12 protein-coding genes and 1 tRNA gene are annotated in these 14532 nt (G+C 64.9%); 9 read left to right on the plus strand and 4 right to left on the minus strand.

Translation table 11 applies throughout. The features are described 5' to 3' along the window. Positions 1-19 precede the first annotated feature (19 nt). From J0L98_RS04050 to J0L98_RS04060, 3 genes are all read right to left on the minus strand, one after another. Positions 20-709 (minus strand): response regulator transcription factor, encoded by a 690-nt coding sequence (locus J0L98_RS04050; RefSeq protein WP_296410258.1) that lies wholly within the window; start codon positions 707-709, stop codon positions 20-22. Then, entirely contained in the window at positions 709-2118 is a 1410-nt protein-coding gene (locus J0L98_RS04055) for a HAMP domain-containing sensor histidine kinase (protein ID WP_296410260.1), read from the minus strand. Before J0L98_RS04055 ends, J0L98_RS04050 begins: the two co-directional genes overlap by 1 nt. 151 nt (positions 2119-2269) lie before the next feature. Further along, positions 2270-2346 (minus strand) — tRNA-Met (locus J0L98_RS04060). A gap of 49 nt (positions 2347-2395) precedes the next feature. Here J0L98_RS04060 and miaB point away from each other — a divergent pair. From miaB to J0L98_RS04095, 7 genes are all read left to right on the plus strand, one after another. Next, positions 2396-3730, plus strand: coding sequence for a tRNA (N6-isopentenyl adenosine(37)-C2)-methylthiotransferase MiaB (miaB, locus tag J0L98_RS04065; protein WP_296410261.1), 1335 nt, complete (start codon positions 2396-2398; stop codon positions 3728-3730). A gap of 55 nt (positions 3731-3785) precedes the next feature. Then, entirely contained in the window at positions 3786-4766 is a 981-nt protein-coding gene (locus J0L98_RS04070) for a PhoH family protein (RefSeq protein WP_296410262.1), read from the plus strand. Continuing rightward, positions 4763-5245, plus strand: a complete 483-nt coding sequence (ybeY, locus tag J0L98_RS04075; protein WP_296410263.1) for an rRNA maturation RNase YbeY — start codon at positions 4763-4765, stop codon at positions 5243-5245. The genes J0L98_RS04070 and ybeY overlap by 4 nt, the downstream gene beginning before the upstream one ends. Positions 5246-5333: 88 nt before the next feature. After that, entirely contained in the window at positions 5334-6176 is an 843-nt protein-coding gene (locus J0L98_RS04080; RefSeq protein WP_296410264.1) for a transporter associated domain-containing protein, read from the plus strand. Then, the gene (gene lnt / locus J0L98_RS04085; RefSeq protein WP_296410265.1) at positions 6176-7669 is read left to right on the plus strand and encodes an apolipoprotein N-acyltransferase; all 1494 of its coding nucleotides are present in this window, start codon (positions 6176-6178) and stop codon (positions 7667-7669) included. Before J0L98_RS04080 ends, lnt begins: the two co-directional genes overlap by 1 nt. Positions 7670-7724: 55 nt before the next feature. Then, a complete protein-coding gene (locus J0L98_RS04090; protein ID WP_296410266.1) occupies positions 7725-8126 on the plus strand; it encodes a hypothetical protein in 402 nt (133 codons plus the stop codon). Between the two features lie 79 nt (positions 8127-8205). Further along, positions 8206-9579 (plus strand): TrpB-like pyridoxal phosphate-dependent enzyme, encoded by a 1374-nt coding sequence (locus J0L98_RS04095; RefSeq protein WP_296410267.1) that lies wholly within the window; start codon positions 8206-8208, stop codon positions 9577-9579. A gap of 93 nt (positions 9580-9672) precedes the next feature. Here the strand turns inward: J0L98_RS04095 and J0L98_RS04100 are convergent, their stop codons facing one another. Further along, positions 9673-11298 (minus strand): methyl-accepting chemotaxis protein, encoded by a 1626-nt coding sequence (locus tag J0L98_RS04100; RefSeq protein ID WP_296410268.1) that lies wholly within the window; start codon positions 11296-11298, stop codon positions 9673-9675. A gap of 239 nt (positions 11299-11537) precedes the next feature. On the opposite strand from J0L98_RS04100, the gene glyQ reads away from it, so the two are divergent. Together glyQ and glyS are read left to right on the plus strand one after the other, a co-directional pair. Continuing rightward, positions 11538-12446, plus strand: a complete 909-nt coding sequence (gene glyQ / locus J0L98_RS04105; protein ID WP_296410269.1) for a glycine--tRNA ligase subunit alpha — start codon at positions 11538-11540, stop codon at positions 12444-12446. Next, positions 12446-14530 (plus strand): glycine--tRNA ligase subunit beta, encoded by a 2085-nt coding sequence (gene glyS / locus J0L98_RS04110; protein ID WP_296410270.1) that lies wholly within the window; start codon positions 12446-12448, stop codon positions 14528-14530. The genes glyQ and glyS overlap by 1 nt, the downstream gene beginning before the upstream one ends. The last annotated feature ends 2 nt before the right edge of the window (positions 14531-14532 follow it).

The following is a 14532-nucleotide window of genomic DNA, read 5'->3' on the forward strand; positions in this document are numbered from 1 at the left end:
TCCTTGCAGGGGGCCTGCCTCAGTCGATCTCGAGCGATATCAATAGCTGATAGCCTCTGCCCCGCAGCGCACGGATGAGGGGCGCCGCCGGATCGGGATGGAGTGGCGCAAGTTTGCGCCGCAGGCGACTGATCACGACTTCCAGGTAGTTCTTCTCATGCTCTATGGTCTGATCGCCGCAGACTTGCAGCAACTGCTCCGAACTGGCCGTACTGTCGGGGCCGGTCGCCATGGTGCGGATCACCGCGCATTCCAGTAGCGAAAGAGGCGCGCTTGCGCCCGCCGGGCTGGTCAGCACGCCAGTGAGTGGGTCCAGGTGCCAGGCAGGCCTGGCGGCGGGCGCGAGGCGACGTTGGAGGCTGCGCAGGACGGCGATCAGTTCCTCGCCTGATACGGGCTTGGTCAGATAGACATCGGCGCCGGCCTCATAGCCGATAATCCGGTCAGTGGATTGCTTGCGGCCCGTGAGCATGACGATGCCGATGCGCGGATAGGTGCGACGGAGCCTGGCGGCGATGCTCAGCCCGTCTTCCCCTGGCAGATTGAGGTCGAGCACGGCGATGTCGGGCGGGCCGCCGTGTTCCATCAGCCAGTCGTCCACGGCCAGACCACAATTCACGCCCTCTGCGCGGTAGGCATTGAGGCGCAGAAAATGCAGCAGCTCCTCGCGCAGGATGCCGTGGTCCTCGACGATGAGGATGTCTTCCATCAGGCCGTCCTGCCTTCCGGCCCTGCCGCCGGAAGGCTCAGTTCGAATTCCATTGCGGTCTCGTGGTCGATGTCGAAACGGATGTCGCCGCCCTGAAGGTGGGCCAGGGAGCGCACCAGGTGCAGCCCGAGCCCGGTTCCCGTGAATTCATGGGCTTCCGGGCCACGGTAGTAGCGCTCGAAAACGCGTGCCGGATCCGGCAGGGCAGACGGACTCACCTGGTTGCGGATGCGGATCACCGTGTAGCCGTGGCCCGCCTCATCGGGCCTCATGGTGACGCGCAGCCCGACCCTGCTGTCGGCAGGGGAGTATTTGAGCGCATTGTCGATGAGGTTCTCGAGCATGATGTCCAGCAACTGCCGGTCGGCCCGGACGGAGGCATCGGCCGGCACGGAGAGATCCAGACGTCCGTGGCCATCCGGCGTGTGGCATGCCAGATCGGCGAATACCGCGGTCAAGGGGCATGCCGCGAGGAGGACAGGTTGTTCCCGGCGCTCAAGGCGATCAAGCTGGAGGCAACGATCGATGATCTTGCTCATGGCATCGCTGGCTTTGCGCATGGAGTCCAGTCTTTGCAGGATGTCGGCGGGTGCATCGGCGAGCTGGAGGCGCAGGGAGCTGCCCGAGATCTTCACGATCCCCAGGGCGGCGCGCAGCTCATGGGTGAGCATGTCCAGAAATTGGTCCTGCAGTTTGAGGCGCGCCCGTTCTCGTGCTTCGCTCGCCTGCAGGGACAGGTCGTCCGCTTCTTTCATCAGCAGCACAAAGGCCAGGGTGCCCACTTGCAGAAAGCTGAACTGGACCGCGAAGGTGAGAGACTGGATAAGCGTCGGATCCAGCAGGCCGGCGCCAGTGGTTGCGGAGTGCACCACCCTCATCAACATGATCGGAACGAAAAGGAGAAAGAGCAGGCCTGTGAGTCGCTGCAGGCGCGACGCCCCCTTGCTGGCCAGAAGGGCGACGCCGCCTGTGGCATAGATGCTTGCCACTGTCGAGCCGGACACGGCCACGAGCTCGCCGGGGGAACGCGCAAAGAGCCACAGCAGGAGTACTCCGCTTACGACCTCTGCGGCCAGGACGAGGTTGAGAACCGAGCGGATCCGCCAGGGGATGATCAGCAACCCTGCTTCGAGCGCAAAGCCCGTCATGATCAGCGGGTTTCCCACATGGGCCGAGAGAACGAGCGGGATCTCTCCCCGAAGGTTGATCAGGGTCCAGCCCGCTGCCTGGAGGAGCTTGCTGAGGACAAACAAGCGGACCGGATTCCGGCTCACCGCATTTTTTCCGTAGGCGAGGGCCATCGTCATCGCAATCAGGTTGCCGATGACGAGCAGATGCAGAACGGTGGAAAGCTGCAGAACGGGCACGATGGAAGGCCAGGTCGGGGCGCTGTCGGGAAAACGCGCCATTCGGCGAGTTTATGACGAAATGCCCGGCACCGGGACCCTGCTCACGGCCCGGGACCCTCGCCGTTTGACCCCCCGCTCGCTGGCCCTTTTCCCGAATCCGCAAAAGCAAAAAGGCCAACCCTTTCGGATTGGCCTTTTTGCTTGAATCGGGTGGTGGTGATGGGCGGAGTCGAACCGCCGACCTATGGGTTATGAATCCATCGCTCTAACCATCTGAGCTACATCACCAACCGAAGCCCGCTATAATAGGGGTTTGATTGTTGTCGGTCAACACGTGATGAAAAAGCTCTATATCCGTACCTTCGGTTGCCAGATGAACGAGTACGACTCGGACAAGATGGCGGATGTGCTCGGGGCGGCCGATGGGCTGGAGAAGACGGATAACCCGGAAGAGGCTGATGTGATCCTCTTCAATACGTGTTCCGTGCGTGAGAAGGCCCAGGAAAAGGTGTTCCACGACCTCGGGCGGGTCAAGCACCTCAAGCAGAAGAACCCCAACCTGATCATCGGTGTGGGCGGCTGCGTGGCCAGCCAGGAGGGCGAGGCCATTGTGGCGCGGGCGCCCTATGTGGACCTGGTGTTCGGGCCGCAGACCCTGCATCGCCTGCCCAAGCTGATCGCCGAGCGCAAGGCGTCGGGGCGTTCCCAGGTGGACATCTCCTTCCCCGAGATCGAGAAGTTCGACAACCTGCCGCCGGCCCGGGTGGAAGGGGCGAGCGCCTTCGTGTCGATCATGGAGGGCTGTTCCAAGTACTGTACCTTCTGCATCGTGCCCTACACCCGGGGGGACGAGATCTACCGCCCCCTGGCCGACGTGCTGGCCGAAGTGGCCGGGCTGGCGGCCCAGGGCGTGAAGGAAGTGACCCTGCTCGGCCAGAACGTGAACGCCTGGCGTGCGCCTGTGGATGGCGACGGCGGCGAGATGGCCGACTTTGCCTTCCTGCTCGAGTGCGTGCACGAAATCCCCGGGATCGAGCGCCTGCGCTACACCACTTCGCATCCGCGGGAAATGACCCAGCGCGTGGTGGACGCCTATGCCAGGCTGCCCAAGCTGGTGTCGCACCTGCATCTGCCGGTGCAGGCGGGGTCCGACCGGGTGTTGGCGGCCATGAAGCGGGGCTACACGGTCCTCGAGTACAAGTCCCTGGTGCGCAAGCTGCGTGCGGCGCGGCCCGACATCTCCCTGTCGTCGGATTTCATCATCGGCTTCCCCGGCGAGACCGAGGCCGATTTCGAGGCCACCATGAAGCTGATCGACGATCTGGGCTTCGACACGTCCTTCAGCTTTGTGTACAGCTCACGTCCCGGCACGCCGGCAGCCGATCTGGCCGACGACACGCCCCAGGACGTCAAGCTGGCGCGGCTGGCCCGGCTGCAGAAACGTATCGAGGAGCATGCCGCGACGATCAGTGCAGGTATGGTCGGGTCGGTGCAGCGCATTCTCGTCGAGGGGCCGTCGAAGAAAGACCCCAATGAGCTGGCTGGCCGGACGGACAACAATCGGGTGGTCAATTTCGCCGGCAACCCGCGCCTCGTGGGGCACTTTGTGGATGTGAGCATCGTGTCGGCGCTGCCCCATTCCCTGCGTGGCGAGATCGTGACGCGGGATTGACGATTTTGATGGTTTTCACTTCCCCGGCGGGCTTCAGTCTGGCAGCATGCGGCCAATGAAGCCCACGGAAATTGTCCTGCATCCCCTCGACAACGTCCGCCTCGCCAATCTGTGCGGGGCGCTCGACGAGAACATCCGCCAGATCGAGACGGCCTTCGACGTCACCATCGCCCGCCGCAGCGAGCGTTTCACCCTGCAGGGCACCTCGGCCCAGACCCACCATGCGGCGCGGGCCCTGCGCCACTTCTACGAGAAATCCGACGCGCCCCTGTCGGTGGATGATATCCAGCTAGGGCTGATCGAGGTGGTCAAGCTGGGCGAAGGCACCGGCCCGGCGCCGGTGCTGATGACCCGCAAGAGCGAGCTGCACGGGCGCACGCCGCGCCAGGTGGACTACCTGCGCCAGATTCAGGAGCACGACATCACCTTCGGCATCGGCCCGGCCGGCACCGGCAAGACCTACCTCGCGGTGGCCAGCGCTGTCGACGCCTTCGAGCGCGAACACGTGGAGCGCATCGTACTCACCCGTCCGGCGGTGGAGGCCGGCGAGCGCCTGGGCTTCTTGCCCGGCGATCTGGCCCAGAAGGTGGACCCTTACCTGCGTCCGCTCTACGACGCCCTCTATGACCTGATGGGTTTCGAGCGGGTGGCCAAGCTGTTCGAGCGCGGCTGCATCGAGATTGCGCCCCTGGCCTTCATGCGTGGCCGCACCCTGTCGCGGGCCTTCATCATCCTCGACGAGGCCCAGAACACCTCGCCGGAGCAGATGAAGATGTTCCTGACCCGCATCGGCATCGGTTCCCGGGCCGTGATCACCGGTGACCTGACCCAGGTGGACCTGCCCCGCGGGCAGAAGAGCGGTCTGGCCGAGGCCGTGCAGGTGCTGGCTGACGTGCGTGGCGTGGCTTTCACCCGCTTCCTCAAGGAGGACGTGGTGCGTCACCCCCTGGTGGCGCGCATCGTCGATGCCTACGAGAAACACGGGCTGCGCACCGCCGCCCCGCCTGCCCAGCAACAACAAGTCCAGCAACAATGAGCGACATCAAGCTGCCCCGCCGCCTCGACCTGTCCGTGCAATACGCCTGTAACCGCGACGGCGTACCCTCACGGGTCGAATTTCGCCGCTGGTTGCGGGCTGCCGAGCCCGGCGCGGCGCGCATCACTGTACGCATTGTCGATGAGGATGAGGGGCGTGAGCTGAACCGGGACTACCGGGGCAAGGATTACGCCACCAATGTGCTGACCTTCGCCTATGGTGAAGGGGAAGACATGCCCCTGCCTGAAGGCCTGCCCCTGATGGGTGATCTGGTGCTGTGCCGGCAGGTGGTGGAGCGGGAGGCGGCGGAGCAGGGCAAGCCCCTGGACGCGCATTACGCCCACTTATCCGTGCATGGTATGCTGCATCTGCAAGGTTTTGATCACCTGGAAGACACCGAGGCGGAAGACATGGAAGCCCGGGAACGCCAGATTCTGGCCGCCCTGGGCTATGCCGACCCGTATGCGGGAGAACGCTGAGCGGTGAGGTGAGCAATGCGCCATGGGCGATGGAGGGGGCCGGGACCGGTCTCCATCGCCCATGGCCCATTTCTCATCCACCTTTTTTATGGAACCCTCCAGTAGTAAGCCGTCCTTGCTTGAACGGCTTTCCGCCCTCCTGACCCGGGAGCCGGAAGACCGGGAAGAATTGCTGCACCTCCTGCACTCCGCCCACGACCGCAACCTGTTTGACGCGGATGCGCTGGCGATCATCGAAGGTGCCTTGCAAGTCTCCGACATGCAGGTGCGGGATGTGATGGTCCCGCGGGCACAGATGGACGTTGTGTGCCTCGATGATTCCGTCGAGGACATTACCCGCTTTGCCATCGGTGCGGCCCACTCGCGCTTTCCGGTTGTCGGCGAGAACAAGGACGACGTGGCCGGCATCCTCCTCGCCAAGGATCTCCTGCGGGTCTTTGCCGGCGAATCCTTCAATCTCCGCGACATGCTGCGCCCGGCCGTCTTCGTGCCGGAGTCCAAGCGCCTCAATGTGCTGCTGCGAGACTTCCGGGTCAGCCGCAATCACATGGCGATCGTGGTGGACGAGTACGGCGGCGTGGCCGGGCTGGTGACCATCGAAGACGTGCTGGAGCAGATCGTCGGCGACATCGAGGACGAATATGACTTTGACGAAACCGCCGACAACATCCGTCTCGATCAGGCCGGACGTTACCGGGTCAAGGCCGGCACCGAGATCGAAGACTTCAATGAGGCCTTCGCCACCACCTTCAGCGATGCCGAATACGACACCGTTGGCGGCCTGCTGATCCGCAAGCTCGGGCGCCTGCCCAAGCGCAACGAGATCGTCGAGCTCGAAGGCCTGCGCTTCCAGGTACTGCGGGCCGACAGCCGGCGCGTCCATTCCCTCCTCGTCGAACGCATGCCCGACCCCGAGGCGATCGGCGGCTGATGGCTCTCTGGCGCCAGGGCCTGGCCCTGCTGGCGGGGGGCGCGTCGGTGCTCGCCTACGCGCCGTTCGAGCTCTTCCCCCTGGCTTTCCTGAGCCTGGCCGTGCTATATGGCTTGCTCGACCCCATGGCGCCGACAGGTCTGTCAGGGATGCCGCGCCGACGCAGGGCGCGGTATGGGTTTTCCATCGGCTTTGCCTGGGGGCTTGGGGCCATGTTGGCCGGAGTGTCGTGGCTTTATGTGGCTCTCCATCGCTATGGCGGCATGCCCGTACCCTTGGCCGCCTTCGCCATCCTGCTCTTCTGTGCGGCCATGGCGTTGTATGCCGGTCTGGCGGGGGCACTGTTCGCCGCGCTCAGGCGGGGCAGGGCATGGGGCGACGCGGCCCTGTTTGCCGCCCTGTGGCTGCTCACCGAATGGCTGCGAGGGTGGCTGTTCACCGGGTTTCCGTGGCTGGCTAGCGGCTACAGTCAGAGCCCCCCCAGCCCCCTGGCCGGCTTCGCGCCGGTGTTCGGGGTTTTCGGGGTGGGGGGGCTGGTGGCCCTGGTGGCCGCCTGGACATGCCGGGCGGTGCTCGCACGCCGTCACGGGCCGCTGCTGGCGGCGCTGGTCGTGCTCGCCGTGGGGGGCGTTCTGCGCCAGGTCTCGTGGACGGAGGCCGTCGGTACGCCGGTGAAGGTCGTACTGCTGCAGACCAACATCGAGCAGGGCCTCAAATGGCGCCCGGAGATGCTGCAGCGCTGGCTCGATGTGAATGTCACCATGCTCCGTGCCAACCCCGCCGACATCGTCGTCCTGCCCGAAACCACGCTGCCCCTGCTGGTGGAGTACCTGCCGCCGGGCTACCTGGACGAGCTGCAGCGCATTGCCGTGGCCAACGGAGGCGATGTGATCTTCGGCACCTTCACCCGTAACGAGGCCGGGCACATCTTCAACGCGGCGATCAGCCTGGGGCGCTCGCCAGCGGGGCACTACGCCAAGCAGCACCTGGTGCCCTTCGGCGAGTATTCGCCACCCCTGTTCCGCTGGTTTTACGGGCTGGTGAACATCCCCATGGCCGACCAGACCCGGGGTGCCGAGGGGCAGCCGCCCCTGGCCCTGGCCGGGCAGAAGGTCGCGGTGAATATCTGCTATGAAGATGTCTTCGGCGAGGAGTTGATCCGCAGCCTGCCGGAGGCCACGCTGATGCTCAATATCTCCAATCTGGCCTGGTACGGTGACTCCCTGGCCCAGCCCCAGCACCTGCAGATCGCCCGCCACCGGGCCCTTGAGACGGGGCGGCCGATGCTGCGTGCCACCAATACCGGAATGACCGCCCTGGTGATGCCCGACGGCGCCGTGGCGGCCGTACTTCCTGCCTTCCAGGCCGCCGCGCTGCCGGTGGAGGTGCGTGGCTACCAGGGGCTGACGCCCTACACCCGCTGGGGCAACGGGCTGGCGGTGGGGCTGGCAGGGCTGGCCCTGCTGGCGTGTGCCGGGTGGCGGCGGAGCTGAGGAGGACGGCGTATCATCGCGGTTCGCCCATCAATACGAAGAAAAGCCCCGAACCATGCGCTCCTACCCTACGAACAGTCCCGAAGCCCTGGCCCGCCTGATTGCCATGGCAATTCTTGCCGATGGCCGTCTGGACAACCGGGAAGTGGACTGGATCAAGCACAACGATACGGCCGCCCTGCTGGGCGTCGATCGGGACACCCTGATCCAGGTTCTCCTGGATTGCTGCCGTGACGTGATCAACGAAGCCGAGCAGGAGCGTGTCTTCCTGCTTGAGGACCATCGCCTCGCCCGCCTCGCCGACGACCTCACCGATCCTTCCCTGCAAAAGGTGGCCCTGTCCGCCATGCTGATCCTGGCCAAGACCGATGGCAGCGTGAGCGGCGGCGAGGAGACTCTGCTGCGCTTCCTGATGAGCCGCTGGGGCCTCACCCTCGAAGACCTGGCCGCGGCCTGACCTGGGCGGGCGGTCTTGCTCCGCCCGAGCCGTTTTCTGCTTTCGACCCATAAGACCAAGACCATTCAGGAGGATAGCCATGAGCGACCAGATCAAGTATCTGCTCGAAGAATCCCGCATGCCCAAGGCCTGGTACAACATCGCCGCCGACCTGCCGGTGCCTCTGCCGCCGCCCTTGCATCCCGGCACCCTGCAGCCCCTGGGCCCGTCCGACCTGGCGCCGATCTTCCCGAACGCGATCATCGCCCAAGAGATGTCCACCGAGCGCTGGATCGATATCCCCGAGCCGGTCCGCGAGGTGCTGGCCCAGTGGCGCCCCAGCCCCCTGTTCCGTGCCCGTCGGCTGGAGAAGCTGCTCGGTACGTCGGCCAAGATCTACTACAAGTATGAGGGCGTCTCCCCCGCCGGCAGCCACAAGCCCAATTCGGCCGTGCCGCAGGCCTGGTACAACGCTCAGGAAGGCGTCAAACGCCTGTCCACCGAAACCGGTGCCGGCCAGTGGGGGTCGTCCCTGGCTTACGCGGGTGGGCTCTTCGGGCTGGATGTGACGGTGTTCCAGGTGCGTGTTTCCTACGACCAGAAGCCTTACCGGCGGGCGCTGATGGAAACCTGGGGCGCACGCTGCATTGCCTCCCCGTCGCCAGAAACCGAGTACGGCCGTGCCGTGATGGCTCGGTTCCCGGACCACATCGGCTCCCTCGGCATCGCCATTTCCGAGGCGGTGGAGGTGGCGGCCAAGAACGACGACACCAAGTACGCCCTGGGCTCGGTGCTCAACCACGTGCTGCTGCACCAGACCATCGTCGGTGAAGAGGCCATCCTGCAGATGGAAATGGCTGGCGACGATCCGGACGTGGTGGTGGGCTGCGTGGGCGGTGGCTCCAACTTCGCCGGTATCGCCTTCCCCTTCATCGGTCTGCAACTGCGCGGTGGCCCCAACGCCAGGAAGCGCCGCATCGTGGCCGTGGAGCCGTCGGCCTGTCCGTCCCTCAGCCGTGGCAAGTACGCCTATGACTTCGGCGATACGGCCCACCTGACCCCGCTGGTCAAGATGCACACCCTGGGCAGCGACTTCACGCCCCCCGGCCTGCACGCCGGTGGCCTGCGCTACCACGGCATGGCGCCGCTGGTCAGCCATGTGAAGGAGCTTGGGTTGATCGAAGCCAAGGGGGTGCATCAGACTGCCTGTTTTGAGGCCGGTGTGATGTTCGCGCGCAGCGAGGGCATCGTTCCGGCGCCCGAATCCACCCACGCCATCCGCGGCGCCATCGACGAGGCCCTGCGCTGCAAGGCGGAAGGCAAGAGCGAGACCATCCTGTTCTGCCTGTCGGGCCACGGCCATTTCGACATGACCTCCTACACCAACTACCTGTCGGGCAAGCTGACCGACCAGCCCTACGACGAGCAGGCCCTGGCGCTTGCCCTGGCCGGTCTGCCAAAGGTCGACGCCTGAGATACGGCGCGTTCCGGGGAACGGGAAAGGGGGCCGTGAGGCCCCCTTTCCCATGGTGCTGTCCCGGTGCGGCAAAGACCGCCGGGCCTCGGTCTATACCCGGAAGCGCGCGATCTGATCCTTCAGACTGACGGCGATACGTTCCAGGCCGGCCGCGGCGTCGGCGGCACCGCGGATGTTCTCCGAAGTGCTTTCAACCATGTTCGATATTTCCTCGACGCGCTGGGCGATGGAGGTGCTGGCCGCGCTCTGCTCGCGGGTGGAGTCTGCAATTTCCCGCACCCGCTCCAGTGTCTGGCGGGCACCGGTTTCGATGGCCTGCAGCGCTTCTGCAGCCGACGCGGCCAGGGATACGCCCAGATCGACCTCCGGCAGGGCCGCGTTCATGGCATTGACGGCGCTGCTGGTGTCACCCTGGATCCCCGCGATCATCTGCTCAATCTCGGTGGTGGCCGACGAGGTACGCTCAGCCAGTTTGCGCACTTCATCCGCAACGACGGCAAAGCCGCGACCCTGTTCGCCCGCCCGTGCAGCTTCAATGGCGGCGTTGAGCGCCAGCAGGTTCGTCTGTCCGGCAATCTCCTTGATCACATTGGCGATGGATGACACCTGGCCGATGCGCTCTTCAAGGGCCAGGATGCGACTGGAGGCCCCGGTCACGGTTTCGGACATCTTGCGGATGGCCGCCGAAGCCTGGCCGACCCGCTCGCTTCCTTCCGCTGCCAGGCGCATGGCCTCCTGAGAGTTCTGCTCGGTTTCCAGGGCGCTGGAGGAAATGTGGCTTGAGCTGACGGTCAGCTCCTCCATGGCGGCAGCCATGGCCGCCGTGGCATCCGACTGGCGCACCGCCGCATCGGCAACCTGTCGGGAAACCCGGCTGATGTGATCGGCGTTGCCGACCAGCTGATTGGCGCCACCGTTGATCTCGCCCATCATCGTGCGCAGTGTTCCCATCATGTTTGACAGGGCCTTGAGCATGGAGCCTTCGCGGGCGTCGCCCACGGCCACGGTGAGGTCACCGGCAGCAGCTTGTTGCATGACCGAGGTAGCTTGCCTAGGCTCTCCGCCCAATTGGGTGGTGACACTGACGCTGATCCGCCAGCCAAGCAGGCCCAGCACGATCAGCATGACGGCTGAAATGCCGCCGAGGAGCATGGCCGTGCTGCGGAACTCGCGATCGACATCGTCGACATAGATACCCGTGCCGATGACCCAGCTCCAGGGTGCGAAGGCTGCCGCATAGGACAGTTTGGGTTGGGGCTCCGTCTCGCCGGCCTTGGGAAACCAGTAGTCCACGAAGCCCCCGCCGGCGTTGGCGGTCCCGATCAGTTCGGCAAAGATGCTCTTGCCCTTGGCGTCCTTCAGGCCGCTAGCATCCGTGCCTTCCCGCTCGGGCTTGGGCGGCATCAGTACGTAGTGACTGCGTTGATCCACCACGAAGAGATAGTTGGTCTTGTCGTAGCGCATGTTGCGAAGGGTCTCCACGGCAGCCTTGCGCGCGTCGGCGTCGCTCAGCGTCCCGGCCTGGGCGAGCTTGTGGAAGTGTTCGATGACCCCGCTGCCGGTCTCGACAAGATGTTTCGTCTGCAGTTTGCGGTCTTCGATCATGCTGCTGCGCACATTGAACAGGCTCGCAGTGCACAGGACGACCAAGCCGACCAGCGCCAGGGCAACGAGAAGCCGGATGCGCGTGGCGACATGCATGTTTTCAAGATTCATGGTGGGATACCTTCCTCAGCGCCGATGTGTGTCGGGGTAACGGAACAGTCATCGGGTGATGCCGACGTTTATTGTATTTCCTCCATTTACGGAGAACTGTTCACTAACTTGACACTTTTGGAAGCGAAGCCACGACGCCGCGTTCGAGTTGCCCGTGCCATCAGGCATTCCCTGACCGTGGAAACCCAGTAAAATCCGCGTTTTGCCCAAATTCGCGCGGCCCCTGCCGCGGAGCGCCCATGTCCGTCCAAAAACCGACTTTCCAGCAGATCATCCTGCGCCTCTCGAACTTCTGGGCCGAGCACGGCTGCACCCTGCTCCAGCCCTACGACATCGAGGTCGGCGCCGGCACCTTCCATACCGCCACCTTCCTGAGGGCGATCGGGCCCGAGCACTGGAACGCTGCCTACGTGCAGCCTTCCCGTCGCCCGAAGGATGGCCGTTACGGTGAAAACCCCAACCGGCTCCAGCACTACTACCAGTACCAGGTGGTACTCAAACCGTCGCCGGTGAATATCCAGGAGCTATACATCGACAGCCTGCGGGCGCTGGGCATCGACCCCAACGCTCACGACATCCGCTTCGTCGAGGATGACTGGGAATCGCCCACCCTGGGCGCCTGGGGCCTCGGTTGGGAGGTCTGGCTGGACGGCATGGAAGTCACCCAGTTCACCTACTTCCAGGAGGTGGGTTCCCTGAGCTGCAAGCCGGTGCTGGGCGAGATCACCTATGGTCTCGAGCGGTTGGCCATGTACCTGCAGGGCGTGGAAAACGTCTACGATCTGGTGTGGTCCATCGGTCCCGATGGCACGCCGGTCACTTACGGCAATGTCTATCACCAGAACGAGGTGGAGCAATCCACTTACAACTTCGAGCACTCCAACGTGGACTGGCTGTTCCGCCTGTTCGGCGAGTACGAGGCCGAGGCCAAGCGCCTGATGGCGGTGCCGCTGGTGCTGCCGGCCTTCGAGATGGTCATGAAATGTTCCCACACCTTCAACCTGCTCGATGCCCGCGGCGCCATCTCCGTCACCGAACGCGCCGCCTACATCGGCCGCGTGCGTGCGCTGGCCCGTGAAGTGGCCCAGGCCTATTACAACTCCCGCGAAGCCCTCGGCTTCCCGATGCTGAAGAAGGAGGCCGCGTGATGACCAGCGCGACCCTGCTCGTAGAACTGCTGACCGAAGAACTTCCGCCCAAGGCCCTGCCCAGGCTGGGCCAGGCCTTTTCCAACGGCATCGTGGCCGGCCTGCGGGCCCGCGGGCTGGCCACGGCCGATGGCGCCTTCCGCTGGTTTGCCACGCCGCGCCGCTTGGCGGTGACCATCTCCAACGTGGTCTCCGAAGCGGCAGCCAAGGACGTGACCGAGAAGATCATGCCGGTGTCTGTGGCCCTCACCGCGGACGGCCAGCCGACGCCGGCCCTGGGCAAGAAGCTCGAGGCCAAGGGCATTCCCCTGTCTGCCGTGGCCAGTTTCGAGCGTCGCATGGACGGCAAGGCCGAAGCCCTGTTCTACACCTCCACGGTGGCCGGGGCGAAGCTGGCCGAGGTGCTCGGCGGTATCGTCCACGACGCCCTCAAGCAGCTACCCATTCCCAAGGTGATGCGCTGGGGTGATGGTGACGCCACCTTCGTGCGTCCCGCCCACATGCTGACCCTGCTGCACGGTGCCGACGTGGTGCCGGGCTCGGTGCTCGACATCCAGTCTGGTCGCACCACCAAGGGCCACCGTTTCATGAGCCGTGGAGAGATCGAGATCACCACCGCCGACGCCTACGAGCCAACCCTGCTGGCCGAAGGCAAGGTCATCCCTGATTTCGCCGAGCGTCGCGCCAACATCGAGAAGCAGCTGGTGACCGAGGCGGGCCGTCAGGGTGCCACCCTGGGCGAGTACGCCGATCTGCTCGAGGAAGTGACCGCCCTGGTCGAGCATCCGACGGTCTATGTCGGCGAGTTCGAGGCCGAGTTCCTGGCTGTGCCCCAGGAGTGCCTGATCCTCACCATGCGGGCCAACCAGAAGTACTTTCCCCTGTTCAATGCCGAAGGCAAGCTGCTCAACCGCTTCCTGATCGTCTCCAACATGGATCTGGCCGACCCGTCCAACATCATCATCGGCAACCAGCGCGTGGTGCGCCCGCGCCTGTCCGATGCCCGTTTCTTCTTCGAGCAGGACATCAAGGCCGGCCTGACATCCCGTGTGGTCAAGCTGGATGCCGTGGTCTACCACAACAAGCTCGGCTCCCTGGGTGATCGGGTGCAGCGTCTGTCCATCGTCGCTCGCAAGATCGCGGGCTTGCTTGGGGCTGACGAGAACCTGGCCAACCGTGCCGCGCTGCTGTCCAAGGCCGACCTGCTGACCGACATGGTCGGCGAGTTCCCCGAACTGCAGGGCACCATGGGGCGCTACTACGCCCTCGCCGAAGGGGCATTCCCGGTAGTGGCCGAAGCCATTGAGCAGCACTACCGCCCGCGTTTTGCCGGCGACGCCCTGCCGGACAGCAACATCGGCCGCGCCCTGGCCCTGGCCGACAAGCTCGATTCCCTGACCGGTTTCTTCGGCATCGGCCAGATTCCGACCGGCGACAAGGATCCGTTCGGATTGCGCAGGGCGGCCCTGGGTGTGCTGCGCATCCTGATGGAGGCTCCCCTGCCCCTTGACCTGGACAATCTGATCAAGGAGTCGGCCGCGGCCTTCCCGCCAGGCAAGCTGGGTTCCGAGGTGGCAGCCCCGCTCTACGATTTCATGCTTGAGCGGCTGCGCAACACCCTGCGTGATGCCGGTCATTCTCAGGACGTGGTGGATGCGGTGCTGGCCCTCAAGCCGACCCGTATCGATCTCGTGGTGCCCAAGCTCGATGCCGTGCTGGCCTTCCAGCAACTGCCCGAAGCGGCGGCCCTGGCTGCCGCGAACAAGCGGATCGTCAACATCCTCAAGAAGGCCGAGGGGGAAATCGGTGAGCCTGACGTGGCCCTGCTGGTCGAGGATGCCGAGAAGGCCCTGTTCCATGCGATTGTGGAGGTGGCACCCCTGGCCCGCTCCCACTTCCAGAACGAGGCCTACACCGACGCCCTGCGTGTGCTGGCCGGCCTGCGGGCCGCGGTGGACCGCTTCTTTGATGAGGTGATGGTGATGGCGGAGGAGCCTCTGATCCGTCAGAACCGCCTGGCCCTGCTCAACCAGCTGGCCGGCCTGATGAACCAGGTGGCCGACATCTCCCGTCTGTCCGCCTGAGG

Source organism: Zoogloea sp. (assembly GCF_017302315.1).
In the GTDB taxonomy this organism is placed as follows: domain Bacteria; phylum Pseudomonadota; class Gammaproteobacteria; order Burkholderiales; family Rhodocyclaceae; genus Zoogloea.